The organism is Pseudomonas sp. S04 (genome assembly GCF_009834545.1).
GTDB lineage: Bacteria > Pseudomonadota > Gammaproteobacteria > Pseudomonadales > Pseudomonadaceae > Aquipseudomonas.
The window spans coordinates 4,452,019-4,475,233 of sequence record NZ_CP019427.1 but is presented as its reverse complement, the minus strand read 5'-3'; the positions used below and the strand labels follow the sequence as shown (position 1 = coordinate 4,475,233).

Here is a 23,215-nt window from a genome sequence, read left to right as displayed (position 1 = left end):
GGGGCGTGGCGTTTTAACTGAATTGAGGGGTGTGACATGTCCACAATGATTCGCCCGGCCTTGAGCCTGCTAGTTCTGATGACCCTGATTACCGGCGTCGCTTATCCACTGCTCGTGACCGGCGTGGCCCAGGTCGCCTTCCCGGCCCAGGCCAATGGCAGCCTGGTGCGTGATGCCGATGGCAAGGTGCGCGGCTCGTCGTTGATTGCCCAGGATTTCGTCGGTGATGCCTGGTTCCATCCACGGCCTTCGGCGGGGGCCTTTGCCACCGTTTCCAGCAGCGCCAGCAACCTGGCCCCGAGCAATCCGGCGCTGGCCACGCGGGTCATCGATGAGGCCAACAAACTGTTGGTCCCAGGCCAAGGCCCGGTGCCATTGGCGCTGTTGACCACTTCCGGCAGCGGCCTCGATCCGCACTTGCCTCCGGCCGCGATTGCCTATCAACTGGCGCGGGTTGCTGCGGCGCGAAATGTGCCGGTGGCGACGTTGCGCCAATTGCTCAACGCGCATATCGAACAACCGCTGGTAGGTCCGCCGGTGGTCAATGTGCTGCAATTGAACCGGGCGCTGGAACAGTTGCCGTTGTAGGCGCTGGCGGACCCGAGCGACACCACCCAACCACCTGAATGAAGAGCCTCCCATGAGCGACTCCGGCCGCGCCGATGCACTGCTAGCCGATCTGCCCCACGATGGCCGTGGCCGGCTCAAGGTCTTTCTCGGCGCGGCGCCCGGCGTCGGCAAGACCTACGCCATGTTGCAGGCCGCTCACAGCCAGTTGCGCCAGGGCGTGAAGGTCATGGCCGGGGTGGTGGAAACCCACGGCCGCGCGGAGACCGAGGCCTTGCTCGGTGGGTTGGTGCAACAGCCGTTGCTGCGCTCGGAATACCGTGGGGTGATGCTCGAGGAAATGGACCTCGACGGCCTGCTCAAGGCCCGGCCAAAACTGGTGCTGGTGGACGAACTGGCCCACAGCAATGCCCCCGGCAGTCGCCACGCCAAACGCTGGCAGGACATCCAGGAGCTGCTGGCGGCCGGTATCGATGTCTACACCACGGTCAACGTCCAGCACCTGGAAAGCCTCAATGACCAGGTGCGCGGCATCACAGGCGTACAGGTGCGCGAGACCCTGCCCGACTGGGTGCTGCAGGAAGCCTACGAGCTGTTGCTGATCGACTTGCCGCCCCGTGAGCTGCTTGAGCGCCTGCGTGACGGCAAGGTCTATGTGCCCGAGCAGGCGCGGGCGGCGATCGATGCGTTCTTCACCCAGACCAACCTCACCGCGTTGCGCGAGCTGGCGATGCAAACCGCAGCGGCCCAGGTCGACGACGACCTCAGCCGTGGCTACCGGCAGTTGGGCCAGGCCGCACCGGCCGTGCGGGGACGCTTGTTGGTGGGGGTCGACGGCGATGCCCAGGCCGAACGCCTGGTGCGCCACGCCAGTCGAGTTGCCCAGCGCCGGCATCTGCCCTGGAGCCTGGTGCATGTGGACAACGGCAGCGTCGGCGATGAGCAGTCGCGCTTGCGCCTGCAAAGCGCCCAGCAACTGGCCGAGCGCTTGGGCGGCGAAGTGGTGTTGCTGCGTGCCGGCGAGGTGGCCAAGACCTTGATCCAGCACGCAGCCGAGCGGCGCGCCAGCCTGGTGCTGGTCGGCCAGTCCCGTGCGCGTTGGCGCCGGCGGCTGTTCGGCGGTGGCCTGGCTTCGCGCCTGTTGCGTAATGCCCGAGGCCTGGAAATCAACGTGCTGGACAGCGATGAGCAACAGCACCTGCCGCGCCAGCGTTCGCCCCAGGCTCTGGTCTGGTTCGACTACGCCCTGGCACCGCTGGCCACGCTGTTGGCCAGCGGCCTGGCGTGGGCAGTATCGAGCCTGCTGCCACTGCCGAACATCTCCTTGGTATTTCTCGCCGCGGTGCTGCTGGTGGCAGTGCGCAGTAGCCTGGGGCCGGCGCTGGTGTGCGCCGCGCTGTCGTTCCTGACCTACGATTTCCTGTTTATCCCGCCCAACTTCTCGTTTGCCATTCAGCGCGAAGAGGACGTGCTGACCTTGCTGTTTTTCCTGCTCATGGCGGCGCTCACCGGCAACCTCGCCGCGCGTCAGCGTCGGCAATTGCAGGCCCTGCGTGATACCCAGGAAGAGACGAGCGAGCTCCTCGACCTGTCGCGCAAGCTTACGGCCGCCACCGACCGTCAGGCCGTGGTCAGTGCGGCGGCGCAACACCTGGTGGGTTGGAATGATCTGCAGTTGTGCCTGCTCAATCGTGACGGCCAGGGTGGCTGGAAGGTGGAAACCGGCGGGCCGTTGCAGTTTTCTGAAGCCGAGCGTGCGGCTGCCGAGTGGGCCTGGCAGCATGACCAGCCGGCGGGGAAGGGCACCGGAACGCTGCCGTTCGGTCGTTGGTGGTGGTGGCCGTTGTCGGTCGACGACGGTCCGCTGGGCCTGCTCGGCGTGTGCCCGCGCGAAGGCGAGCCACTCAGTGGGCAACGGCGGCGCTTGCTGACGGCGCTGAGCCAGCCCCTGGCCCAAGCCCTGGCCCGCGCCCAATTGGCCGAAGACCTGGAGGCGGCGCGCCTGCACGGTGAAACCGAACAACTGCGCAGTGCCTTGCTGGCGTCGGTGTCCCACGACCTGCGCACGCCGCTGACCTCCATGCGCGGCAGCATCGACAGTTTGCTGGCGCTGGGCGAGGCGATTCCGTTGGAGGATCGTCGCGAACTGCTGGAAGGCACGCGTGATGAAGCCGAGCGGTTGGACCGCTACATCCAGAATCTGCTGGACATGACCCGGCTTGGCCATGGCGCGCTGAAGCTCGCGCGCGACTGGGTGTCGCCCGCCGATATCGTTGGCAGCGCGCTCAATCGCTTGCGCGCGGTGCTGGCGCCGTTGCAGGTCAGCGTCGAGGTGCCGGCCGAGCTGCCGCTGCTGTTCGTGCACGCGGCGCTGATCGAGCAGGCGCTGGTCAATGTGCTGGAAAACGCCGCACGATTTTCCCCGGCCCAAGGCCACCTGCAACTGAGTGCGGGGGCGACGGACAGCGAGCTGTATTTCTCGGTGAGTGACGAGGGCCCGGGTATCCCCGAAGAGGAGCGGGCGAAGATCTTCGACATGTTCTATACCGCTGCCCGTGGGGATCGGGGCGGGCAGGGCACGGGGCTGGGCCTGGCGATCTGTCAGGGCATGGTTGGTGCCCACGGCGGGCGCATCAGCGTCGCTGATGGTCTCAACGGCCGTGGCACCTGCATCACCCTGCACCTGCCGTTGCAGGCACAACCGGGGTTGGAAAGTGAAGCCTGAGGCGGGCTGCGCTACTCTGTCGCCAGTTCTTTATGTTGAATGGAAACCATGAGCCAAACCACGACCATCCTGGTCATCGACGATGAGCCGCAGATCCGCAAGTTCCTGCGCATCAGCCTGGTCTCCCAGGGCTACAAAGTGCTGGAAGCCGGCACGGGCACCGAAGGCCTGGCCCAGGCTGCGCTGAACAAACCGGACTTGCTGGTGCTCGACCTCGGCCTGCCGGACATGGATGGCCAGCAGGTCCTGCGCGAATTTCGCGAGTGGTCGAAAGTGCCGGTGCTGGTGTTGTCGGTGCGCGCCAGCGAGGGGCAGAAAGTCGAGGCCCTGGACGGTGGCGCCAATGATTACGTGACCAAGCCGTTCGGTATCCAGGAATTCCTCGCCCGTATCCGAGCCCTGTTGCGCCAGGCGCCCGCCGGCCAGGCGCCGGAAGCAGCGCTGAGCATTGGCCCGCTGACGGTGGACCTGGCGTACCGCCGGGTCCTGCTCGACGGTGCCGAAGTGGCGCTGACCCGCAAGGAGTACGCGGTGCTGGCGCAACTGGCACGCCACGCCGGGCGGGTCATCACCCAGCAGCAACTGCTCAAGGACATCTGGGGCCCGACCCATGTCGAGGACAGTCACTACCTGCGGATCGTGGTGGGGCACTTGCGCCAGAAACTGGCGGACGACCCGACCCGACCACGGTTCATCCTGACCGAGGCGGGTGTGGGGTATCGGTTGTTGAGCGACGCTTGAACCGTGTCCGGTCAGCGGATACTCAATCGCGCTCACTCTCGTAGCGGTCCAGGGTGTCGCGGGCAATCTCGCGGCCCAGGGCGATCAGTTCCGGGGCCTTGTAGAACTCGAAGAACCGGCAGACGCGCTTTGGCACGTTGATCAGGATGTCCGGTGGATAACCGGCAATCTTGTACTGCGCCAGGGAGGTTTGCATGACCTCGAAACTCTGGTTGATCAGGTCGAGCAGGGAGGCAGGGCCGACGTTGTCGATGATGAACGAGCCGGTCGCCGACTTGGGTGCCCCTTCAGTTTCGGGGGCGGCTGCGGGCTGCTGCGCTTCGGGTTCGGCACCTTCGAGCCAGGGGTTGATCTCGGCGGCTTCGCTGCGCAACGCTTCCTGCTCCAGCAGGAGCAATTGTTCGGCCTGCTTGCGGCGGAACGGCAGGTGCGAGCCGAGGGAGTTGATCAGGCTGTCGAAGCGGCTTTTGAACGCGGCGGGGCGTTGGATCACCGGCAACTGATAGTGCTTCTGGTTGGTGGAGTTGAGGTTGACCGCGATGATCAGGTCGCAGTGGCTGGAGACCACGGGGACGATCGGCAGCGGGTTGAGCAAGCCACCGTCCACCAGCATGCGATTGCCCTGCATCACCGGGGTGAACAGGCTCGGAATGGCCGCCGAGGCACGCATGGCCTGGTGCAGACAACCTTCCTGAAACCAGATTTCCTGCTGGTTGGTCAGGTCGGTAGCCACGGCCGTGTAGGGAATGCGCAGCTCTTCGATATTGATCTCACCGACGATCTTGCGGATCTGCCCGAAGACTTTTTCGCCGCGTATGGCCCCCAGGCGAAAACTCACGTCTACCAGGCGCAACACATCGAGGTAATCCAGGCTTTCGATCCAGTCACGGTATTCGTTGAGTTTGCCCGCGGCGTAGATACCACCCACCACTGCTCCCATGGAGCAACCGGCGATGCAGGAGATGTCGTAGCCTCGTCGTTCAATTTCCTCGATGACCCCGATATGGGCATAGCCCCGGGCGCCACCGGAGCCGAGCACCAGCGCGACACGCTTCTTCATGTACTTGATCCTTCGCCAAACAGGTTTTAACAATGCACCCTTTCAGGGGCGTGCTTCAATCACACAGACACAAGCAGTCGTTTTTTCGACACTGGATGACGGCGCATGGGTATTCTCGCCGACGCTATAGTTTCCAGCGATGGGCCAAGGCACTTTTACCCGCGTTGACCGTCTTACCCTGCACGATTGTATTTCTACCTTGAGGTGTCATTGATGAAAGCATGGATCTGTCTGCCATTGATTGCGTTGGTCCTGGCCGGTTGCGCGGGCAAGACGGCGTACCGCGATAGTTGCGCTAGCCAACTGGATTCCGCATGGAAAGAACTGGACCTGGCCAAGGCCGAAGGATTTGCCGGCACCGTGAGTTACTCCAAGGCCCTGTCGCTGTTGACCGGGGCCAAGACCCAGCAACAATTCGAAGCCTTCGAAGGCTGCGCCAACAAGGCCGAGAAGGCGCGCTTCTATATCCGCGAATCCCGCGCCGGTCGATAAGCCATCCATGACCTGGCGCAATACCGGCAGCCGCTATTGCGCCTAGCGTAGACTGGTGAAGATGACTGGGTTGACTGGGGAGAACGGGATGTCTGCGTTGGTGGATCGATTGGTGGCTCAAGTGTTGGGCCTGCATGTGCGTTTGCTGGCTTGCCAGGCACGCTTGAGTGCCAACACCGACCCGGAGGCATTGCATGACTTGCGCACCACCGTGCGCCGGTTACGCAGCCTGTTGCGGCCCTTGCGTGGCTTACCCGGCGTCGAGCAACTGGAAGCGTCTGCGGCGGGCGTAGGCACCTTGACCACCCCGTTGCGTGACCGCGAAGTGTTGGCGGCCTATCTACTCGACCACGGGCAAGCCACTGCGGCCGAGCGACGCATGCGGCAGATGGCCCAAGCCTACCCGGCGGTGGCCGACAGTCCCCAGTTGGCGCAGTTATTGATGGTCCTCGATGCCTTTCCACGGTTCTTGCGCGCCTCCCAGCGCCAAGGGCTGCTCAAGCGCCTGCGTGCACGCATCGAGAAGCGCCTGGCCAAGCAGTGGCATAGCCTGGACACGACCCTGCACGATCCGGCCCATGACCGTCACCGCCTGCGCTTGTTGATCAAGCGCGTGCGCTACGCCATCGAAGCCTACCCGGAACTGGATCGTTTACCCAAGGCCGCCATGCCACGGCTCAAGGCAGCGCAGGCTGCGCTGGGCGACTGGCACGATTGCTGGCAATGGCTGGCCAGGGCCGAGCACGAATCCGATCTGTTGCCCTGCGTAGCGGTCTGGCAACAGACCATGAGCAAGGCTGAGGCGCGTGCCGATCAAGTGCTCGACAAACTCAGCGCCGCCTGCTTCAAGTCCTGAATCCAGCGCCGGTGTTTTTGTAGCCGCTGGCGCAGGCTGCGTTGGGTTGCGCCGCGCCCCCCTGCGGTATTGTCAACTCGAATGAACGTCCTGCGGCCGTTGATGGGCGGCCTATCTGTCCGGCACTTTGGCCGGAATAGGTGCTGTATAGAGCGCTTGGGCTGGTTAAGATCCTGCTGTCCTTTTCCCTGTCTTGAGGTTGCCATGCGCTTTAGCGAATTACTCGACGCCGTGCGCCGTTCCCCTGATGAGCTGGTCATTCCGGCGCAATGGGCGCAGGGTCGCGCCAGTTTTGGTGGGCTGGTCGCCGCCTTGCAGTACGAAGCCATGCGCGCCAGGGTCCCGGCAGAGCGCCCGGTGCGCTCGCTGGCGATCACCTTTGTCGGCCCGGCCGAGCCCGGTGTGCCGATCCGTTTCGAGGTCGAGGTGCTGCGCGAAGGCAAGGCGGTCAGCCAGGTACTCGGTCGAGCGGTGCAGAACGGTCAGGTGGTGACACTGGTCCAGGGCAGCTTCGGCGCCTCGCGGGCTTCCGAGGTCGAGGTGCTGGCCGCGCCAGCGCCAACGATGAAGCATTGGGACGAGTGCCAGGAGCTGCCTTATATCAAGGGCGTGACGCCAGAGTTCATGCGTCACCTGGCGATGCGCTGGAGCATCGGCGGCTTGCCCTTCACCGGTAACAAGTCGCGCGACATGGGCGGCTGGGTGCGTTTGCGCGACGAAGCCAATGCCGAGGCGGTGAGCGAAGCGCACATCCTGGCGCTGGTGGATGCCTGGCCCCCGGCCTTGCTGCCGCACCTGAACAAGCCAGCGGCCGGCAGTACCCTGACCTGGACCATCGAGTTCGTCCAACCATTGCTGGCCCTGAGCACCCTGGACTGGTGCAAGTACCATGTGCAGATTGAACACGCCCGTGACGGCTACGGCCATGCCGCTGCCGCCTTGTGGAGCCCCGAGGGCCAATTGATTGCCCTGAGCCGCCAGACGGTGACGATCTTCGCCTGACTTCAGCGGCGGTGACGTTCGCGCCAGGCGCGCCACCAGCCGCCGCTCAAGACATAACGCGGGAAGGTCAGGAACTGCTCGACCAGCAGCCGCGAGACGGCATCCTTGCGATCAGTAAAGGGTTCGGCCGCTTGGGCTTCCAGGCTGTGACCGTGGCGCTGCAAGCCCAACGCGGCCAGCAAGCCGATGATGCCAATGGCGATATTGGCCAGGCTCAGGCTGAACACCCCGCAGACAATCAGCAAAAAGCCCAGGATGAACAGCGGCACGGCAATCAGGTGCAGCACCAGGTTGGTCGGGTGCTGGTGATTATTCGGGTACGCCCGCCATTGCCAGGCGGGAAGGTTGGGGTGACGTTTGCCCATGAAGGTACTCCTCGATCCGTGTACAACACATGATTGAAGAATAGGTCGGGTCCTGGCATGCGGCGAATCAAGGTTGGCTATCGAGGTGATAGCCGCTGCGTGATAGTGCCTAAAGCTTGAGTTGGCCGATGGCCTGGTTCAGTTCGCCGGCCAGTTTTGCCAGCTCATCGCTGGTGGTGGCCGAGTCCAGGGTCTGTGCCACAGTGTTCTCGGTGACGTCGCGGATGCTCACCACCGCTCGATTCATCTCTTCTGCCACCTGGCTTTGCTGCTGGGCGGCGACGGCTATCTGCGTGTTGCTTTCACGCATCTGCGCCACGGCGCTGGTGATTTTGGCCAGGGCACTGCCCGCCTCCTGCGCCTGCTGCACGCAGTCGTCGGCCTTGAAGGAGCTCTCCTGCATGAAGTCCACGGCATCGCGAGTGCCCGCTTGCAGGGCCGAGACCATGCGCGTGATTTCATCGGTCGAGGCCTGGACCCGCTTGGCCAGGTTGCGCACTTCATCGGCGACCACGGCAAACCCTCGGCCCATCTCACCGGCGCGGGCTGCTTCGATGGCGGCATTGAGGGCGAGCAGGTTGGTTTGCTCGGCGATGCTGTGGATCACCCCGACCACGCCGTTGATCTTCTGGCTGTCTTCGGCCAGGCGCTGGATCATCCCGGCGGTCTGCTGCACACCGGTGGACAGCCCGGCGATGGAGTGTTGCACGCGACTGACCACCTCCTGGCCGCTGCCTGCCAGGTCGTCGGCGGTTTGCGACAGGTCCCGCGTTGCGCCGGCGTGCTGGGCGATGTGGTAGACCGTGGCGGACATCTGATTGATCGCGGTGGCCGCCTGATCGGTTTCACTTTGCTGGCCGAGCATGCCCTGGCGCACGTCACTCATGCTGTTGGCCAGGCGCGCCGCCCCGACATCCAGTTGCTGCGCGGTCTGGGCCACGGTATTGACCACGCGTTGGTAGCCGGCCTGCATGGCATTGAACGCACTGGCCATCTGGCCCACTTCATCGGCGCAGGACAGCGGCACACGGGCCGATAGGTCACCGGTTTTCTCGACATGCAGCATCACATCCTTGAGGGTGTTGAGCTGGCTGAGCAGAAAGCGGATCAACAATTGCGAGGCGCCAAGCATCGCCAGCATCAGGATCAACACCGCTGCCGCGTAGTTGACGAAGCGTTCGGCAAATACCTGGGTCAGGCTCGGGCCATAGGCCAGGACGGCAGTGCGTTCGCCATTGGCCCGGGACAGGACCTCGGCACCGATCAGCAGGTGGTTGCCGAACAACGGCATGGCATTGATCGAGACCCAGCCGTTGGCGTTGTTCAATTGCGGTAACGGCCGCTCGTCGAGCGTGGGAGTTTGCCCTGGCCTGAAGCTCAGCAGCGCGTCGTTGGCGGGCAACGGCTGGGCAGCGGGCCAGGCACGCAGCAATTGCGCTTGAGCGCCAGCCGCCTGCCGGGCAGCCTCGCTGCGCGCCTGTTGTTCCAGTTGCACGGCATACAGCACCAGCAGCAGGGTGGTCACGAAGGCGACGGCATTGACCGCCCAGAACTTGTATTTCAGCGAGATATTGCTAAGCCAGGCACCCATGGAGGTCTTCTCTGATAGCGGAAACAGCATTGGCAAGGTGCCATCATTGTGCCGCTATCGAGGAGGTCCGGTGTTGATGTGGGTCAAGTCGTAGTGGGGCAGGGCTCTTCAGATGCTATCGCGGGCCAGCCTTGCTCCTACGGATTGGCGCAAAACGCGACGCTCGGCAAGCCGAAAAACGCCCGGGCACAGGCAGTGCTGTGGGCCGCCAGGTCTTCCAGGCTCTCGCCCCGATGCAGGGCCACTTCGCGTAGTACCTCGGGCAAGTAGGCCGGTTCGTTGCGCCCGTTTTTCGGTTTTGGCCGCAGGCTGCGAGGCAGCAGATAGGGCGCATCGCTCTCGAGCATCAGGCGGCCGCGGGCAATCTCGCGCACCAGCGGGTGCAGATGGGTGCCACGGCGCTCGTCACAGATCCAGCCGGTAATGCCAATGTGCAGGTCCAGGTCGAGGTAACTGAACAGCGCCTTTTTTTCCCCGGTGAAGCAGTGCACCACGGCGGCCGGCAACTGGTCGCGGAAGTCGCGCAGGATCTCCAGCAGGCGCTGGCTGGCGTCTCGCTCATGGAGGAACACTGGCAATTGCAACTCGACCGCCAGGGCCAGGTGTTCTTCCAGGACCTTTTCCTGCTGTGGGCGCGGTGAGAAGTCGCGATTGAAATCCAGCCCGCATTCGCCGACAGCCCGCACGTTCGGCTCTTTCAGCAAACTGTGCAGGCGCCGCGCGCTGTCGGCATTCCAGTCGCTGGCCGAGTGTGGGTGAATACCGGCGGTACAGAACAGGCGCTCGCCGCTTTCATCCAGTTGTTGGCACAGTTCCAGGGCCTGTTCGCTGCCCTCCACGCTAGTGCCGGTCAGCACCAGTTGGCAGACTCCTGCGGCATAGGCGCGGTCCAGCACCGCCTGGTGTTTGTCGGCGAAACTGGGGTTGGTCAGGTTGACGCCGATATCGATGAGTTGCATGGTGCTACCCTGGGGATGCGGCCGGAAAGCATACCAGAGCTCAAGATTTATAAGAAAAGCCAAGAACTACAATGAGTTAACGCTGTCTTTTGATGCCGAAGGAGCACTTCGACTGATTTTATCAGGCTCGCAGCCCGCTCTTTCGCTCGTTGCCAGCGCTTCAGGCGCTCTGTTTCTGTCGACCTGCTGCGCCTCTTGTTGTGCGGCGGGACAGTATTCTTTCCGGAGAACGGATGACGCGACTCCCGGTTTTATTCCTGCTGTGCCTGTCGTTGCTCGTGCCTTTGCCGGCACTGGCGCGCTTGGCCGGGCCCGTGGAGGCCGTGCAGACGGGCAAGGTCCGCGACCTGGCGCAAATCCGCAGCAGTCGGGTGCTGCGGGTCCTGGTCAATCAGAGCCGCAACAGCTCCGCGCAAGTCCAGGGCCAGAACATCGGCATGGAATACCATCGCCTGCGCGCTTTCGAGCAATACCTCAATGGCCATGCCCGCGATGGCCAGGAAATTTCCCTGAAGATCATTCCCAAGGCCAAGGACCAATTGCTCGGTGCGCTGCAACGCGGCGAAGGCGACCTGGTGGCCCCAGGCGAGCTGCTTGACGCCCAGGCAGTGCGGGCGGTCAGCGCCAGCGAGCCGATTGTCAGCAACGTGCCGTTATTGCTGGTAGGGATCAAGGGTGAGCGGCGCTACACCCGGCTTGAACAGCTGTCGGGCAAAACCCTGGCGCTGCCCACCGGCAGTGCCGCCGGGGAGGCGATCAACCAGATCAACCAGAAACTCGCGCTGCACAAGTTGCCGCCGGTGAAGATCGAATGGGTAGACCCCAGCCTCGCCGTGGAGGATGTGCTGGAAATGGTCCAGGGCGGGATTTTTCACCTGACCATTGTCGAGCAACCCATTGCCGAGCGCTGGGGCAAGATCCTGCCCAAATTGCGTTTCGACCGGCAGGTGCTGATCAGCGAGCCGGGGGAAGAGTTCTGGTTCGTGCATCGTGATGCCTCGATGCTGCGGGCCAGCATTGACCGTTTTCTCACCACCTACAAAGCCCCCTCCGACCAGGATGTGGCGTTCCTGCGGATTTATCGGCGCCTGTACCAGGTACGCAACCCGCTGGCCCGCAACGACCGGCAACGCCTTGAGAAAGTGCGCACCGTGCTGCAGAAACATGCCAGCGAACAAGGCCTGGACTGGCTGAACCTGGCGGCCCTGGCGTTCAAGGAATCGTCGCTGGAGCCTAGCGCTCGAAGCGGCAGCGGGCCGACCGGATTGATGCAGATCACGCCCTCGGCGGCGCAGCGGGTCGGGGTCAATAACATTCAGTCCCTGGACAGCAATGTGCAGGCCGGTGCGCGATACCTGGCGCTGATCCGGCGCAAGTTTTTCGCCAGCCCCAAGCTCAATGAGCGCGAGCGCATGGCGTTCATTCTCGCCGCCTACAACATCGGCCCGGAGCGGGTCCAGGGCATGCGTGCCGAGGCGCGGCGCCGTGGGCTGAACCCTAACCAGTGGTTCTTCCAGGTCGAGCGCATTGCCATGGAGCAGGTAGGGATGGGTCCTGTCAGCTATGTTAACAGTGTGAACAAGTACTACTTGGCCTATGACCGGGAGCGGGAGGCGCTGGAGGCCCCGGGGCAAAAAGTTGTCGGTCGAAAATGATCGACTAAACTGATTGTTAATCTGGGTTTTTTGCGCTTTTAACATGAGGTTTACCGATTAATATAGCGGCCAACCAACACACACTCACTATGGATGACAGAGCATGAGCACACTGATCAACAAGGTACTTTTCACCCGCGCCGGCTACGGCCTGACGGTCTTGCGGATCTGCGTCGGCGTGATCTTCGCCGCCCACGGTGCGCAGAAACTGTTCGGCATGTTTGGCGGCTATGGCCTTGCGGGGACCGCGCAGTACATGGAAAGCCTGGGCCTGGCACCGGGGCAGTTGATGGCGATCCTGGCTGGCGGTACCGAGTTCTTCGGCGGTCTGGCGCTGATCATTGGCTTGCTGGTGCGTCCGGCCGCCCTGGGCCTGACCTTCCTCTCGCTGGTAGCGATTTTTTCGGTGCACATCAGCAACGGCCTGTTCATGGCCAACAACGGCTACGAATTTGCCCTGGCATTGCTCGGCGGTAGCATCGCAGTCTTGTTCGAAGGTGCCGGCAAGCTGTCGGTGGATCGCGCCATCGCCGGTTGAGTGCTCTGGCTCACGACTAAGGCCCGCATACGCGGGCCTTTTTGTTGCTGCGGATTCTTGACACTGTCCCGTCAGCTTCTCTAGGATGCTGCCATGCGCCGATTTAAACAGCTACTTGCGGGGCGCCAGGTGACTCATTCAGTTGCCGATAGAAGCCTGGACCAGGCTTTGAAGTACCGCTAAAGCGCTGGTTCGGTGTTGCCTCTCACCTGCCATGCAGATTTTTGAGGCTGAGACACGACAAGATGAATGCACTGCACCCCTCTGTACGCCCCGCGCCGATCACGGCTCACCTGACCCAACGCAACCCGAAAATCCTCCTGGGCGGTAATCACCAGCCGACGCTGCTGCGTTATCTGGATGGCTGGCCGCGTCGCAACGGTGGCCCGGCAGCGTTCCTGATCCAGTTTGTCGAAGACGGCGAGTCGTTGGCGCGTTTTGCCAGTGACAGCTTTGATCTGGCCGTTATCCAGTCCCCCAGCGCCGAAGAAGCGGGTGAAATGATCAGGCAACTGACCCGTGTCGCCCGCCAGGGGCTGATCGCCCGACGCTAGCCTTCAGGGGTAGTCAATGGCCGTGATGTACACGAACTGCTCGCCGTCCGGGGTTTGTACCCGTACCTCGGCATCCAGCGCTTTACCGATCAAGGCCCGCGCCAGCGGTGAGTCGATGCTGATCAGGCCTTGCTTGAGGTCCAGTTCATCCGGGCCGACGATGCGGTAGCGCGACGTTTTGCCCTGTTCATCCTCGATGGTCACCCAGGCGCCGAAGTAGACCTTGTTCGGGTCGCTGGGTTTTTCGCTGACCACCTTGAGCGCTTCCAGGCGCTTGGTGAGAAACCTTACCCGGCTGTCGATCTCGCGCAGCATTTTTTTGCCATAGGTGTACTCGGCGTTTTCCGAGCGGTCGCCCTGGGCGGCGGCTTCGCTGACGGACTGGGTCACCTGGGGGCGGCGCACGTGCCAGAGTTCGTGGAACTCGGCACGCATCCGCGCCTCGCCCTCGGGAGTGATGAGGGCGGTGCCGGCAGGACGGGGAGGGCGATAGCGGCTCATGACAATGTCTTGTGCTGGGAAAGCATCGAGTCTATCAACCCTCGCGCAGGACTGTCAGTGGGCTGGCGTTCAATGCCCGGCGCGTACCAAAGACCCCGGCACCGCCGACCAGCAATGCACCGATCACCGGCAGCAACAGCAGCCACGGGTGGGGATGCCAGGCCAGGTCGAAGGCGTAGCGGTACAACACCAAGCTCACCAGTTCGCAACCAATGGCCGCCAGCAGGCCGCTGACCGCACCCAGCAAGCCGAACTCGATCCGCCGGGCCTTGACCAGCAGTTGCCGTTCGGCCCCCAGCGCACGCAGCAAGGCGCCTTGACGAATGCGTTCATCGAGGGTCGCCTGCAATCCGGAAAACAGCACGGCCATACCCGCCGCCAGGACGAACAACAGCACGTACTCGACCGCCAGGGTGACCTGGCCCAGGATGCTGCGTAGCTGTGCCAACAGGGCCTCGACTTGCAAGATGGTCACCGCCGGAAAGGCGCGCGACAGGTCGATGATCTGTTGGTCGTGACCGGCGGCCAGGTAGAAACTGGTCAGGTAGGTCGCGGGCAGGTCCTGCAGGGTGCCGGGCTGGAAGATCATGAAGAAGTTTGGCTGGAAGTTGTCCCAGTTGATGTCGCGCAGGCTGGTGACCCGGGCTTCGCGGTTGACCCCGCCAACGGTGAACACCATGTGGTCACCGAGCTTGAGCTTCAGGCTCTCGGCAACCTTGCCCTCGACCGAGACCCCGGGGATGTCGTCGGACGGCTGGGCTGACCACCAATTGCCGGCGGTAATGCTGTTGCCCGGCGGTAGTTGCGCCGCCCAGGTCAGGCTGAGGTCGCGCTGGATCGCCCGATCACCCTGGGAGTCCTTGCTGACAATCGCCTGCACCGGCTCACCATTGATGCTTATCAGGCGTCCTGGCACCACCGGGTACAGCGGCGCGGATTGGGCGGAGAGTTCGATCAGGCGATCGGTAAATGCCTGTTTGTCGGCCGGCAGGATGTTCAGGGCGAAATAGTTTGGCGCATTTTTGGGTAGCTGGTTCTGCCAGGTGTCGAGCAACTCGCCACGCAGCAGGGCGATCAACGCCATCGACAACAGGATCAGGCCAAAAGCCAGGGACTGCCCGGCTGCCGCCAGCGGATGACGCAGCAATTGCCCCAGGCCCAGGCGCCAGGGCAGGGATGCCCGGGCCAGCAGGCGGCGCAGGCTCTTGAGCACCAGCAGCAACAAGCCGCCGAGCACCAGCGCGGCCAGTACGCCACCACCGAGCAGGGCGAAGGTCAGCACCAGGTCCAGGCTCAGGCGCCACATGATCAGGCCAAGCGCGCCCAGGGCGGCGCCATAGACCATCCAGGTGCTTGACGGGATGGGCAGCATGTCGCGTCGCAACACCCGCAGGGGGGGCACTCGGCCGAGGGCGGCGAGCGGTGGCAGGGCAAAGCCGGCCAGCGCTACCAGCCCGGTGCCGATCCCGGCAATGGCCGGTAGCAGGCCGCCGGGTGGTACGTCGGTGGGCAGCAAGTCGCCGAGCAGGGCGAACAACCCCAGTTGGGCGAACCAGCCGATGAGGGCGCCGCTGATACTGGCGAGCAACCCCAGCACCGTCAGTTGCAGGCTGAACAGCACCAGGGTTTCCCGACGGGACAACCCCAGGCAGCGCAACAAGGCACTGGCGTCGAAACGGCGGGTGGCAAAGCGGGTTGCCGACAGCGCCACCGCGACCCCGGACAGCAGCACCGCCACCAGGCTCGCCATGTTCAGGTAGCGTTCCGCCTTGCCCAGCGCGCCACCGATCTGTCGATTGCCGTCGCGGGCATCCTGCAGGCGCTGGTTCGCCGCCAGGCCGGGCTGGAGTTGCTCGCGGTAGGTGGCCAGGGCGGTGGCGTCGCCGCGCCAGAGCTCGCGGTAGCTGACCCGGCTGCCGGGCTGCACCACGCCGGTGGCCGTCAGGTCGGCGAGGTTGATCATCACCCGCGGCGTGAGGCTGTAGAAGTTGCCGGCGCGGTCCGGCTCATAGGTCAGGACGCGGCTCAGGCGCAGGGTCTTCATGCCGACGTCGATGTTGTCGCCGATCTTCAGGTCCAGCGCGGTCAGCAGCCGTGCCTCGACCCAGGCTTCACCCGGTTGCGGGCTGCCGCCGGCTTCTTCCGGGGCAAACGGCGCGGGCGCGCTTTTCAGCTGGCCGCGCAGCGGGTAGACCCCGTCGGCGGCCTTGATGCTCGACAGCTGGATGCCCTGGTCGGTGGCGATGACACTGGAAAACTCCACCACCTGGGCGTGTTGCAGGCCCAGGTCCTTGCCGCTCTGGATCTGCTCGGGACGGGCGGGCGAGCTGCCTTCGAGCAGCAGGTCGGCACCGAGGAATTCGGTGGCGCGCAACAGCATTGCGCCATTCAGGCGCGCGCCGAAATAGCCGATGGCGGTGCTGGCGGCCACGGCCACCAGCAAGGCGAAGAACAGCACCCGCAGTTCGCCGGCGCGGGCATCGCGCAGCAATTGACGAATGGCCAGGCTGAACAGGCGCAACAGCGGCAAACGTGCCATCAAGGCTCCAGGGGGGCGACCAACAGGCCGGCTTCAAGGCGGATCAGGCGGTGACAGCGATGGGCCAGGCGCTCATCGTGGGTGACCAGCACCAGGGTGGTGCCGCTTTCCTTGTTCAGTTCGAACAGCAGGTCGCTGATGTGCTCGCCGGTATGAGTATCGAGGTTGCCGGTGGGTTCATCGGCAAACAGCACATCGGGTTCGGCGGCAAATGCCCGGGCGATCGCCACGCGCTGCTGCTCGCCACCGGAAAGCTGGCGCGGCGAATGACTCAGGCGCTTGCCCAGGCCAACCCGGCGCAGCAGTTCGGTGGCACGTTCGCGGGCATCCTTGCGACCATCGAGTTCCAGCGGCAGCATCACGTTTTCCAGGGCGTTGAGGCTGTCCAGCAATTGGAACGACTGGAACACGAACCCCACATGCTCGGCGCGGACGCGTGCACGCTGGTCTTCATCCAGTTGGCTCAAGGCCTGGCCGGCCAGGGTGACTTCGCCGCTGCTGGGCAAGTCGAGGCCGGCGAGCAGGCCGAGCAGGGTGGACTTGCCGGAACCGGAACTGCCGACGATGGCCAGGCTGTCGCCCTTGTTCAGTTCCAGGCTGAGTTGGTGCAGGATGGTCAGTTCACCTTCCGCGCTGGGAACCACTTTGCTAAGGTTCCGCGCAGTGAGAATGTTTGCGCCCATGGAGAGTCCGATGCGTGTGTGGTTTTTGAGTGCTGGCCTGGCCTTGATGTGCATGGCCCAGAACGCAGCGGCGGGTACTGTCCTGATCGTTGGCGATAGTATCAGCGCGGCTTTCGGCCTGGATACCCGGCAGGGGTGGGTATCGCTGCTGGAGCAGCGGCTCAAGGACGAAGGTTTCACCGCTACGGTGGTCAACGCGTCCATCAGTGGCGACACCAGTGCAGGTGGCCAGGCGCGGCTGCCAGCGCTGCTTGCAGCCCATAAGCCGGCGCTGGTGGTGCTGGAGCTGGGGGGCAATGACGGCCTGCGCGGACAGCTGCCCACGCAATTGCAACAAAATCTTGCCTCGATGATCGACCAGTCCCGGGGCAGTGGCGCCAAGGTGCTGTTGCTGGGCATGCAGTTGCCGCCTAATTATGGTGTGCGCTATACCCAGGCCTTTGCCCAGGTCTACAGCAATCTGGCGACGGAAAAAAAGGTCGCGCTGGTGCCGTTTTTTCTCGAGGGAATTGGCGGCAAGCCCGAGCTGATGCAGGCCGATGGCATTCACCCGGCCGGCGCGGCACAGGGCAAGTTGCTGGAAAATGTCTGGCCAACGCTAAAACCCCTGCTTTGATGCTTTTCTAGCGGCAGGCTTTCGGCTAATGTGGCGCCCCCCTGATCTGGAGCCCCCGATGCCGCGTCCTGCCTGGTCCCTGTTTGCCTACCAACTGATCGAGCCTGACGAGCAGTTGGATCTGTTCGCCTGCCAGGAAGTCCGGGTGCATCTGGTGACGCGTCAACTGGAGTTGGGCGGCTCGGCCGACCGTACCCTGTGCGGTACGTTGCTGCCGGCGCAACCGCGCTGGTCCAGCGTCGATCGCCGGGTATTCCAGGACCAGCGTCTGTGCTCGTTGTGCCGAGCGATCCTGGAGTCGCAGAAGCGCGGTACTTCGCCGATCTGGCCGGAGTTGCGTTTCGAGTTGTAACCTGCGGCGCGGCGACCGTCGCCCGGTTCCCCGAATCCGCAGACTGCGGTGTACAATCGCGGTTTTACCCCCTCTGTCGATCATGCAAAGGATTTTCCGGATGTTGTCGCGCTTTCCTGCCGTCGCCCGCTGCCTGTCTCTTGCCGCCCTGTGCGTGGCCGGTCCCGTTGCAGCGTTGGAGCTGCCCTTGCCGCCGCCGGGCGAAGATATCGTCGGCCAGGTGCAAGTGATCAAGGCCAAGTACGAAGATACCTTCGCCGACCTGGGCACCACCTATGACCTGGGTTATTCGGAAATGGTCGCGGCCAACCCGGGTGTCGATCCCTGGCTGCCGGGCGCGGGCACCGAGATCATCCTGCCAACGCGTTTCATCCTGCCTCCGGGCCCGCGTGAAGGCATCGTGATCAACCTGGCCGAGTACCGCCTGTACTACTTCCCTAAAGGCCGCAACGTGGTCTACACCTTCCCCCTGGGGATCGGCCGGGAAGGCTGGGGTTCGCCGATTGCCCACACCAGCATCGTCGCCAAGACCCCCAACCCGACCTGGACCCCTCCCGCGTCGATCAAGGCTGAGCACGCCGCCGATGGCGACCCGTTGCCGAATGTCGTGCCGGCCGGTCCGGACAACCCGCTGGGACCTTTCAAGTTCACCCTGGGCACGCCGGGTTACCTGATCCATGGTTCGAACAAGAAGTTCGGCATCGGCATGCGCACCAGCCACGGCTGCTTCCGCATGTTCAACAACAACGTGCTGGAAATGGCCAGCATGGTGCCGGTGGGTACCTCGGTGCGCATCCTCAACGACCCGTACAAGTTCGGCATGAGCGGGGGCAAGGTCTATCTGGAGGCGCATACGCCAATCGATGACAAGGGCAACCCGTCGGTGGTCGACAAGCACACCGCAGTGATCAACGCCATGCTCAAGCGTGAGGACATCACCAGCAACATGCGCATGAACTGGGACGTGGTGCGTGACGTGGTCGCGGCCGAAGATGGCCTGCCGGTGGAAATCGCAGTGCCGGGCACGGGTGCCCCGCTGGTGTCGAGCACGCCGCTAGAACTGCAGTAAGCGCTCCACAAGACCCGCCGGGACGTCAGCCCCGGCGGGTTTTTTATGGCCGGCAGAAACTGCGGGCAATAAAAAAGCCGACCCAAAAAATGGGTCGGCTTGATAACAATCCCGAAGGACTATTACTTGCGGCTAGCTTTTTCCAGCATGCGCAGAGCACGCTCGTTAGCTTCGTCAGCAGTCTGTTGTGCTTTTTGAGCAGCAGCCAGAGCTTCATCAGCTTTACGGTAAGCTTCGTCTGCACGAGCTTGGGAGCGAGCTGCTGCGTCTTCAGTAGCAGTCAGACGTGCTTCGGTTTCTTTCGATACGCTGCTGCAACCGGTAGCCAGAACTGCGGCCAGAGCCAGAGCAGAGAATTTCAGAACGTTGTTCATCGTGTTCCCCTTCAAGGACTTTCTATTAATTAGCTGTCACCCCAGAGTGAGGAAACAGCCGGCGTACATACTACCCATTACTTTTAGTAAGTAAACTGACGTATAGCAAGAAGCAAAAAAAATTGTAGGCGCTGATTCTTTTTCGAGCAACTTTTAATCGCACTGTATAAAAAGTATGCAACCGCGAAGCCCGTCCTGAGCGCGCTGCTTGAAAGCCAGTGGCACCCTGATGGCTGTTTCGCAGTATCGCCTAAAGTCCCTTTATATAGATTCGTCTACACTTATGTTGAGGAATTGTGCGTCGTTTCACGTCACTTTTGCATGTAGGCAGTGACTTTAACTACTGGCGCACGTCTTAAGTCTCAATATCCGGCAATGTTCAGGTGATCGGCCGCTCCAGAGCGTCGGTCGAACCGCCTCGACGTGACCCGTGCCGAACCCACGCCCGCGACATCGAGACGAGCGCGCCTTGAGCATTTGTGCCTTTGGTGCCTACTATTTGATACGTGCCAGGTTGCGTGGGATCAGGACGGGTTTTTCTCGGTGTCCGACAGGCACGGGGTGGCGTAGAGGTTCCTTCGCCGGAAAAACATCGGTAAGGTAGGGGTCAGTCAAAGACCCGCGAGGAGTAGTGATGAGCGAGGCGTTGTCCATCCACCATGACCAGGCTGGTCATCAATTCGAGACCAATGTGGACGGTCATCGTGCCTACCTGACCTATATGGACCTGGGTAAGCAGACCCTGGATATCTATCGCACGTTCGTACCCAACGCGCTGCGTGGCCGTGGTATTGCCGCCGCGTTGACCGAGCAGGCGCTCGAGTACGCGGAGCAGATGGGTTACACCGTCATCCCCTCGTGCTCCTACGTGGAGCGCTACATGGAACGTCATCAGCGGCATGCCGCCAAGCTCTGATCAGGGTTACCAATAAAAACGCCGGGCTAAGCCCGGCGTTTTTGTGTGCGCTGAATGCGGGTCAGGTGCGCTCGCGTTTAGGCAGCACATCCTTGAGCTTGGCATGCATGCTGCGCAAGGTGGTTTCGGTCGCAGACCAGTCGATGCAGGCGTCGGTGATCGACACGCCGTATTGCAGGTCGGCCAGGTCTTTGGGAATCGCCTGGCAACCCCAGTTCAAATGGCTTTCGACCATCAGGCCGATGATCGACTGGTTGCCTTCCAGAATCTGGTTGGCGACGTTCTCCATCACCAGCGGTTGCAGGGCCGGATCCTTGTTGGAGTTGGCGTGGCTGCAGTCGACCATGATGTTTGGCTTGATTTTGGCCTTGTTCAGCGCCTGCTCGCACAACGCCACACTGACCGAATCGTAGTTCGGCTTGCCGTTGCCACCGCGCAGGACCACGTGACCGTAGGCATTGCCCTTGGTGGTGACGATCGATACGCCACCTTCCTGGTTGATCCCCAGGAAACGGTGTGGGCTGGAAACCGACTGCAGGGCGTTGATGGCAACGGTCAGGCCGCCGTCGGTGCCATTCTTGAAGCCAACCGCCGAGGACAGGCCGGAGGCCATTTCCCGGTGGGTCTGGGATTCGGTGGTGCGCGCGCCGATTGCCGACCAACTGATCAGGTCCTGCAGGTACTGCGGGGAGATCGGGTCAAGTGCTTCGGTCGCGGTCGGCAGGCCCATCTCGGCCAGGTCCAGCAGCAACTGGCGACCAATGTGCAGGCCATCCTGGATCTTGAAGGAGTCGTCCAGGTACGGATCGTTGATCAGGCCTTTCCAGCCGACGGTGGTACGTGGCTTCTCGAAATAGACCCGCATGACCAGATACAGGGTGTCGGACACTTCTGCGGCGAGGACCTTGAGGCGCTCGGCGTATTCGTGTGCGGCCTTGAGGTCGTGGATCGAGCAGGGCCCGATTACGACGAACAGGCGGTGGTCGGTGCCATCCAGGATATTGCGAATCACTTCGCGGCCCTTGGTCACGGTCTGCAGGGCAGCGGCGCTCAGGGGGATATCACGCTTGAGCTGGTCAGGAGTGATCAGCGTCTCGTTGGAGGCGACGTTTAGGTCATTGATCGGTAAATCAGCCATCGTGTTACTCGTCAGGTCACGGGTGCCGGCCGCCAGCGATCCCCGCGCGGCGGAGCACAGCATGATTTAAGCGCAGCGGGGAGCCGAACCTTAGCGCGTTAGGCGGTGGCTCGACAATGGGCAGACGCGGGTTTAATCCAGCGCTGGCGTGGCAAAAGCCTGGCGAACGGTCTCGTGGGAGTACTCGCCGGCATGTTGATCGACCCATTGCAGGGCCAGTGCCTGGACGCCTTGTGGTTCGCGCTGCTGGTCTTGCTGGCGGCAATAACGTTCGATCTGGCAGACCTGCTCGCCCATTCGCGCCTTGAACAGGGTCTGTTCGTCGATGAAGGCGATGCCCACCAGGTAACCACGCTTGCGCCGAAGGCACCAGGCCACGTAGCCCAGGTAGCAGACATGTTCGCTGAGGGTCGGCATGCGTACTTCCAGTGCCGTACCCTTGCGCCAGGCGCGGTGGTAATTGCAAGCCACGCCGCCGAGACTGATAGTGTGCAGCTCTTGCCGAGAAATACACTGGTGCTTGCGCAACGTTAACTCGACGGGCACATCGTCAGGATGAGGAATAAAACGCCCCATGAACGCGGACTCCAAGTGTCGGTCATTCGACAGTGTTTCCCCCAGTATAGTGGTCGAATGCGAGCTGACCGATTTCGACGCCGACCAACGGCTGTTGGCGATGAGTGGTGTCTCGCTGGTGATTTTCACCAGTGTCGGCTGCTCCAGTTGCCGTTGGGCGCGAGTCCAGTTACCCGCCCTCGGCCTCGCGGTCGATCGGCTGTGCTGGATCGACGCCGGCAACAACGGCGGAGCCGTGGCGCGTTATCAGGTCTTTCATTTGCCGGCGCTGTTTGTGGTGCGCGACGGTGAGTTTTTTGGCGCAGTCCAGGCGCGCCTCACCCGCACTGAACTGAACGCGGCGGTGGGGCTGGCGCTGAGTCGGGAACCAGAGGAATTGCCATGACAGCAACAGCAGGACAATCGCCGAGAATCGGCATTATCGGCACCGGGGCGATTGGTGGATTTTACGGCGTGATGTTGGCGCGGGCCGGATTTGACGTGCATTTTCTATTGCGCAGCGAATTTTGCGCGGTGGCCGAGCGTGGCCTGCAAGTGCACAGCGCGCCGTTCGGCGCCCTGACCTTGAACCCGGTCCAGGCCTACAACACCGCTGAAGACATGCCCCCTTGCGATTGGCTGCTGGTGGGTGCCAAGACCACCAGCAACAGCGAGCTGGCGCCGGCGATCATCCAGGCTGCGGCGGCGGGCGCCAAGGTCCTGCTGCTGCAGAACGGCCTGGATGTCGAGGACAGCTTGCGCGAGCTGTTGCCCGACTCGCTGCACCTGCTCGGTGGCCTGTGTTTCATCTGTGTGCACCGCGCAGGCCCAGGCATCATCGAACACCAGGCGCTGGGCGCCGTGCATGTGGGTTATCACAGTGGCCCGGTGATGGCCGATGCGGCGGCACGCCAGCAGATCGTCGAGCAAGGCGCTGGGCTGTTTCGTACCGCTGGTCTCGATTCCCAGGCCATGGCCAATCTTCAGCAGGCGCGTTGGCAAAAACTGGTCTGGAATGTTCCTTACAACGGTTTGTCGGTGCTGCTCGGGGCGAGTACCAGCCCCTTGATGGCCGATCAATACAGTCGCGAACTGATCCAGGCGCTGATGGCGGAAGTGGTGCAGGGCGCACAAGCCTGTGGGCACAGCATGCCAGCGGGTTATGCCGAGCATCTGTTCAAGGTCACCGAAAAAATGCCCGACTACTGGCCGAGCATGTATCACGACTTCCTGCAGCAGCGGCCGCTGGAGTTGGCTGCGATCTACGCCCAGCCCTTGGCTTCGGCCCGGGCAGCGGGTTGCCCGATGCCGAAGATCGAAGCCCTGTATCAGGCCCTGTGTTTTATTGAAGGGCGTAATCGCTGAAG

Annotated in this window: 25 protein-coding genes; 15 read left to right on the top strand and 10 right to left on the bottom strand. The window is 62.9% G+C overall.

All coding sequences use genetic code 11. The features are described 5' to 3' along the window. Positions 1 to 36: 36 nt before the first annotated feature. Genes kdpC through PspS04_RS19745 form a run of 3 tightly spaced genes read left to right on the top strand, consistent with a single transcriptional unit; the run spans position 37 to position 4,033 of the window. Positions 37 to 588 carry a potassium-transporting ATPase subunit KdpC gene (kdpC, locus tag PspS04_RS19755; protein ID WP_095168070.1) on the top strand — a complete coding sequence of 184 codons (552 nt, stop codon included), beginning with the start codon at positions 37 to 39 and terminating at the stop codon, positions 586 to 588. A 52-nt stretch (positions 589 to 640) separates the two neighbouring features. Then, positions 641 to 3,292: a sensor histidine kinase gene (locus PspS04_RS19750; protein ID WP_159997320.1), complete on the top strand. Its 2,652-nt coding sequence runs from the start codon at positions 641 to 643 to the stop codon at positions 3,290 to 3,292. Positions 3,293 to 3,340: 48 nt separating this feature from the next. Further along, a complete protein-coding gene (locus tag PspS04_RS19745) occupies positions 3,341 to 4,033 on the top strand; it encodes a response regulator (protein WP_095168074.1) in 693 nt (230 codons plus the stop codon). Between the two features lie 22 nt (positions 4,034 to 4,055). Here the strand turns inward: PspS04_RS19745 and PspS04_RS19740 are convergent, their stop codons facing one another. Continuing rightward, complete coding sequence (locus PspS04_RS19740) at positions 4,056 to 5,093, bottom strand: patatin-like phospholipase family protein (protein ID WP_095168076.1); 1,038 nt, start codon at positions 5,091 to 5,093, stop codon at positions 4,056 to 4,058. A gap of 213 nt (positions 5,094 to 5,306) precedes the next feature. Here PspS04_RS19740 and PspS04_RS19735 point away from each other — a divergent pair, with 213 nt between their 5' ends. From PspS04_RS19735 to PspS04_RS19725, 3 genes are all read left to right on the top strand, one after another. Further along, on the top strand, positions 5,307 to 5,585 hold the full coding sequence (locus PspS04_RS19735) for a hypothetical protein (protein WP_095168077.1): 279 nt from the start codon (positions 5,307 to 5,309) through the stop codon (positions 5,583 to 5,585). A gap of 88 nt (positions 5,586 to 5,673) precedes the next feature. Beyond that, a complete protein-coding gene (locus tag PspS04_RS19730) occupies positions 5,674 to 6,441 on the top strand; it encodes a CHAD domain-containing protein (RefSeq protein WP_159997318.1) in 768 nt (255 codons plus the stop codon). A gap of 204 nt (positions 6,442 to 6,645) precedes the next feature. Beyond that, positions 6,646 to 7,443 (top strand): acyl-CoA thioesterase, encoded by a 798-nt coding sequence (locus tag PspS04_RS19725; RefSeq protein ID WP_159997316.1) that lies wholly within the window; start codon positions 6,646 to 6,648, stop codon positions 7,441 to 7,443. Between the two features lie 2 nt (positions 7,444 to 7,445). Here PspS04_RS19725 and PspS04_RS19720 read toward each other — a convergent pair whose 3' ends face one another. The 3 genes from PspS04_RS19720 to PspS04_RS19710 all read right to left on the bottom strand — a co-directional run bounded on the left by PspS04_RS19720 (position 7,446) and on the right by PspS04_RS19710 (position 10,358). After that, positions 7,446 to 7,808, bottom strand: coding sequence for a terminase (locus PspS04_RS19720; RefSeq protein WP_159997314.1), 363 nt, complete (start codon positions 7,806 to 7,808; stop codon positions 7,446 to 7,448). A 109-nt stretch (positions 7,809 to 7,917) separates the two neighbouring features. Beyond that, positions 7,918 to 9,399: a methyl-accepting chemotaxis protein gene (locus PspS04_RS19715; protein ID WP_159997313.1), complete on the bottom strand. Its 1,482-nt coding sequence runs from the start codon at positions 9,397 to 9,399 to the stop codon at positions 7,918 to 7,920. 137 nt (positions 9,400 to 9,536) lie between these two features. Beyond that, positions 9,537 to 10,358: a TatD family hydrolase gene (locus tag PspS04_RS19710; RefSeq protein WP_159997311.1), complete on the bottom strand. Its 822-nt coding sequence runs from the start codon at positions 10,356 to 10,358 to the stop codon at positions 9,537 to 9,539. Between the two features lie 233 nt (positions 10,359 to 10,591). Between PspS04_RS19710 and PspS04_RS19705 the strand changes: the two genes are divergently transcribed. The 3 genes from PspS04_RS19705 to PspS04_RS19695 all read left to right on the top strand — a co-directional run bounded on the left by PspS04_RS19705 (position 10,592) and on the right by PspS04_RS19695 (position 13,105). Continuing rightward, on the top strand, positions 10,592 to 12,013 hold the full coding sequence (locus PspS04_RS19705; protein ID WP_159997309.1) for a transglycosylase SLT domain-containing protein: 1,422 nt from the start codon (positions 10,592 to 10,594) through the stop codon (positions 12,011 to 12,013). A gap of 103 nt (positions 12,014 to 12,116) precedes the next feature. Further along, positions 12,117 to 12,551, top strand: a complete 435-nt coding sequence (locus PspS04_RS19700) for a DoxX family protein (protein ID WP_095168090.1) — start codon at positions 12,117 to 12,119, stop codon at positions 12,549 to 12,551. A gap of 245 nt (positions 12,552 to 12,796) precedes the next feature. Then, complete coding sequence (locus PspS04_RS19695; RefSeq protein WP_095168092.1) at positions 12,797 to 13,105, top strand: hypothetical protein; 309 nt, start codon at positions 12,797 to 12,799, stop codon at positions 13,103 to 13,105. Between the two features lie 3 nt (positions 13,106 to 13,108). Here PspS04_RS19695 and greB read toward each other — a convergent pair whose 3' ends face one another. From greB to PspS04_RS19680, 3 genes are read right to left on the bottom strand one after another with little or no spacing between them, the layout of a single operon-like run. Then, the gene (gene greB / locus PspS04_RS19690) at positions 13,109 to 13,606 is read right to left on the bottom strand and encodes a transcription elongation factor GreB (protein ID WP_095168093.1); all 498 of its coding nucleotides are present in this window, start codon (positions 13,604 to 13,606) and stop codon (positions 13,109 to 13,111) included. A 34-nt stretch (positions 13,607 to 13,640) separates the two neighbouring features. Continuing rightward, positions 13,641 to 16,145: an ABC transporter permease gene (locus tag PspS04_RS19685; RefSeq protein ID WP_159997307.1), complete on the bottom strand. Its 2,505-nt coding sequence runs from the start codon at positions 16,143 to 16,145 to the stop codon at positions 13,641 to 13,643. Continuing rightward, positions 16,145 to 16,828 carry an ABC transporter ATP-binding protein gene (locus PspS04_RS19680; RefSeq protein ID WP_095168095.1) on the bottom strand — a complete coding sequence of 228 codons (684 nt, stop codon included), beginning with the start codon at positions 16,826 to 16,828 and terminating at the stop codon, positions 16,145 to 16,147. The genes PspS04_RS19685 and PspS04_RS19680 overlap by 1 nt, the downstream gene beginning before the upstream one ends. 10 nt (positions 16,829 to 16,838) lie before the next feature. Between PspS04_RS19680 and PspS04_RS19675 the strand changes: the two genes are divergently transcribed. The 3 genes from PspS04_RS19675 (at position 16,839) to PspS04_RS19665 (ending at position 18,865) form a co-directional block, all read left to right on the top strand. Beyond that, positions 16,839 to 17,444 carry an arylesterase gene (locus tag PspS04_RS19675; protein ID WP_095168096.1) on the top strand — a complete coding sequence of 202 codons (606 nt, stop codon included), beginning with the start codon at positions 16,839 to 16,841 and terminating at the stop codon, positions 17,442 to 17,444. A 58-nt stretch (positions 17,445 to 17,502) separates the two neighbouring features. Next, the gene (locus tag PspS04_RS19670; RefSeq protein ID WP_027620143.1) at positions 17,503 to 17,796 is read left to right on the top strand and encodes a hypothetical protein; all 294 of its coding nucleotides are present in this window, start codon (positions 17,503 to 17,505) and stop codon (positions 17,794 to 17,796) included. A 100-nt stretch (positions 17,797 to 17,896) separates the two neighbouring features. Next, a complete protein-coding gene (locus tag PspS04_RS19665; RefSeq protein WP_159997305.1) occupies positions 17,897 to 18,865 on the top strand; it encodes a L,D-transpeptidase family protein in 969 nt (322 codons plus the stop codon). Between the two features lie 122 nt (positions 18,866 to 18,987). Here the strand turns inward: PspS04_RS19665 and oprI are convergent, their stop codons facing one another. Continuing rightward, positions 18,988 to 19,239, bottom strand: coding sequence for an outer membrane lipoprotei OprI (gene oprI, locus PspS04_RS19660; protein WP_003172710.1), 252 nt, complete (start codon positions 19,237 to 19,239; stop codon positions 18,988 to 18,990). A 634-nt stretch (positions 19,240 to 19,873) separates the two neighbouring features. Between oprI and PspS04_RS19655 the strand changes: the two genes are divergently transcribed. Next, a complete protein-coding gene (locus tag PspS04_RS19655; protein ID WP_093422070.1) occupies positions 19,874 to 20,155 on the top strand; it encodes a GNAT family N-acetyltransferase in 282 nt (93 codons plus the stop codon). A gap of 61 nt (positions 20,156 to 20,216) precedes the next feature. Here PspS04_RS19655 and PspS04_RS19650 read toward each other — a convergent pair whose 3' ends face one another. Further along, complete coding sequence (locus PspS04_RS19650; protein WP_159997303.1) at positions 20,217 to 21,293, bottom strand: 3-deoxy-7-phosphoheptulonate synthase; 1,077 nt, start codon at positions 21,291 to 21,293, stop codon at positions 20,217 to 20,219. Between the two features lie 132 nt (positions 21,294 to 21,425). Then, a complete protein-coding gene (locus PspS04_RS19645) occupies positions 21,426 to 21,869 on the bottom strand; it encodes a PilZ domain-containing protein (RefSeq protein ID WP_095168099.1) in 444 nt (147 codons plus the stop codon). Here PspS04_RS19645 and PspS04_RS19640 point away from each other — a divergent pair. Further along, positions 21,868 to 22,254 (top strand): thioredoxin, encoded by a 387-nt coding sequence (locus PspS04_RS19640; protein ID WP_095168100.1) that lies wholly within the window; start codon positions 21,868 to 21,870, stop codon positions 22,252 to 22,254. The two genes, PspS04_RS19645 and PspS04_RS19640, sit on opposite strands and share 2 nt — an antisense overlap. After that, positions 22,251 to 23,213: a putative 2-dehydropantoate 2-reductase gene (locus tag PspS04_RS19635; protein ID WP_159997301.1), complete on the top strand. Its 963-nt coding sequence runs from the start codon at positions 22,251 to 22,253 to the stop codon at positions 23,211 to 23,213. The genes PspS04_RS19640 and PspS04_RS19635 overlap by 4 nt, the downstream gene beginning before the upstream one ends. Positions 23,214 to 23,215 lie beyond the last annotated feature (2 nt).

Bases quoted from the DNA above. Each gene is read 5' to 3' on its own strand.
- kdpC (WP_095168070.1), top strand. From the start codon at position 37: ATGTCCACAATGATTCGCCCGGCCTTGAGCCTGCTAGTTCTGATGACC.
- PspS04_RS19750 (WP_159997320.1), top strand. From the start codon at position 641: ATGAGCGACTCCGGCCGCGCCGATGCACTGCTAGCCGATCTGCCCCAC.
- PspS04_RS19745 (WP_095168074.1), top strand. From the start codon at position 3,341: ATGAGCCAAACCACGACCATCCTGGTCATCGACGATGAGCCGCAGATC.
- PspS04_RS19740 (WP_095168076.1), bottom strand. From the start codon at position 5,093: ATGAAGAAGCGTGTCGCGCTGGTGCTCGGCTCCGGTGGCGCCCGGGGC.
- PspS04_RS19735 (WP_095168077.1), top strand. From the start codon at position 5,307: ATGAAAGCATGGATCTGTCTGCCATTGATTGCGTTGGTCCTGGCCGGT.
- PspS04_RS19730 (WP_159997318.1), top strand. From the start codon at position 5,674: ATGTCTGCGTTGGTGGATCGATTGGTGGCTCAAGTGTTGGGCCTGCAT.
- PspS04_RS19725 (WP_159997316.1), top strand. From the start codon at position 6,646: ATGCGCTTTAGCGAATTACTCGACGCCGTGCGCCGTTCCCCTGATGAG.
- PspS04_RS19720 (WP_159997314.1), bottom strand. From the start codon at position 7,808: ATGGGCAAACGTCACCCCAACCTTCCCGCCTGGCAATGGCGGGCGTAC.
- PspS04_RS19715 (WP_159997313.1), bottom strand. From the start codon at position 9,399: ATGGGTGCCTGGCTTAGCAATATCTCGCTGAAATACAAGTTCTGGGCG.
- PspS04_RS19710 (WP_159997311.1), bottom strand. From the start codon at position 10,358: ATGCAACTCATCGATATCGGCGTCAACCTGACCAACCCCAGTTTCGCC.
- PspS04_RS19705 (WP_159997309.1), top strand. From the start codon at position 10,592: ATGACGCGACTCCCGGTTTTATTCCTGCTGTGCCTGTCGTTGCTCGTG.
- PspS04_RS19700 (WP_095168090.1), top strand. From the start codon at position 12,117: ATGAGCACACTGATCAACAAGGTACTTTTCACCCGCGCCGGCTACGGC.
- PspS04_RS19695 (WP_095168092.1), top strand. From the start codon at position 12,797: ATGAATGCACTGCACCCCTCTGTACGCCCCGCGCCGATCACGGCTCAC.
- greB (WP_095168093.1), bottom strand. From the start codon at position 13,606: ATGAGCCGCTATCGCCCTCCCCGTCCTGCCGGCACCGCCCTCATCACT.
- PspS04_RS19685 (WP_159997307.1), bottom strand. From the start codon at position 16,145: ATGGCACGTTTGCCGCTGTTGCGCCTGTTCAGCCTGGCCATTCGTCAA.
- PspS04_RS19680 (WP_095168095.1), bottom strand. From the start codon at position 16,828: ATGGGCGCAAACATTCTCACTGCGCGGAACCTTAGCAAAGTGGTTCCC.
- PspS04_RS19675 (WP_095168096.1), top strand. From the start codon at position 16,839: ATGCGTGTGTGGTTTTTGAGTGCTGGCCTGGCCTTGATGTGCATGGCC.
- PspS04_RS19670 (WP_027620143.1), top strand. From the start codon at position 17,503: ATGCCGCGTCCTGCCTGGTCCCTGTTTGCCTACCAACTGATCGAGCCT.
- PspS04_RS19665 (WP_159997305.1), top strand. From the start codon at position 17,897: ATGTTGTCGCGCTTTCCTGCCGTCGCCCGCTGCCTGTCTCTTGCCGCC.
- oprI (WP_003172710.1), bottom strand. From the start codon at position 19,239: ATGAACAACGTTCTGAAATTCTCTGCTCTGGCTCTGGCCGCAGTTCTG.
- PspS04_RS19655 (WP_093422070.1), top strand. From the start codon at position 19,874: ATGAGCGAGGCGTTGTCCATCCACCATGACCAGGCTGGTCATCAATTC.
- PspS04_RS19650 (WP_159997303.1), bottom strand. From the start codon at position 21,293: ATGGCTGATTTACCGATCAATGACCTAAACGTCGCCTCCAACGAGACG.
- PspS04_RS19640 (WP_095168100.1), top strand. From the start codon at position 21,868: ATGAACGCGGACTCCAAGTGTCGGTCATTCGACAGTGTTTCCCCCAGT.
- PspS04_RS19645 (WP_095168099.1), bottom strand. From the start codon at position 21,869: ATGGGGCGTTTTATTCCTCATCCTGACGATGTGCCCGTCGAGTTAACG.
- PspS04_RS19635 (WP_159997301.1), top strand. From the start codon at position 22,251: ATGACAGCAACAGCAGGACAATCGCCGAGAATCGGCATTATCGGCACC.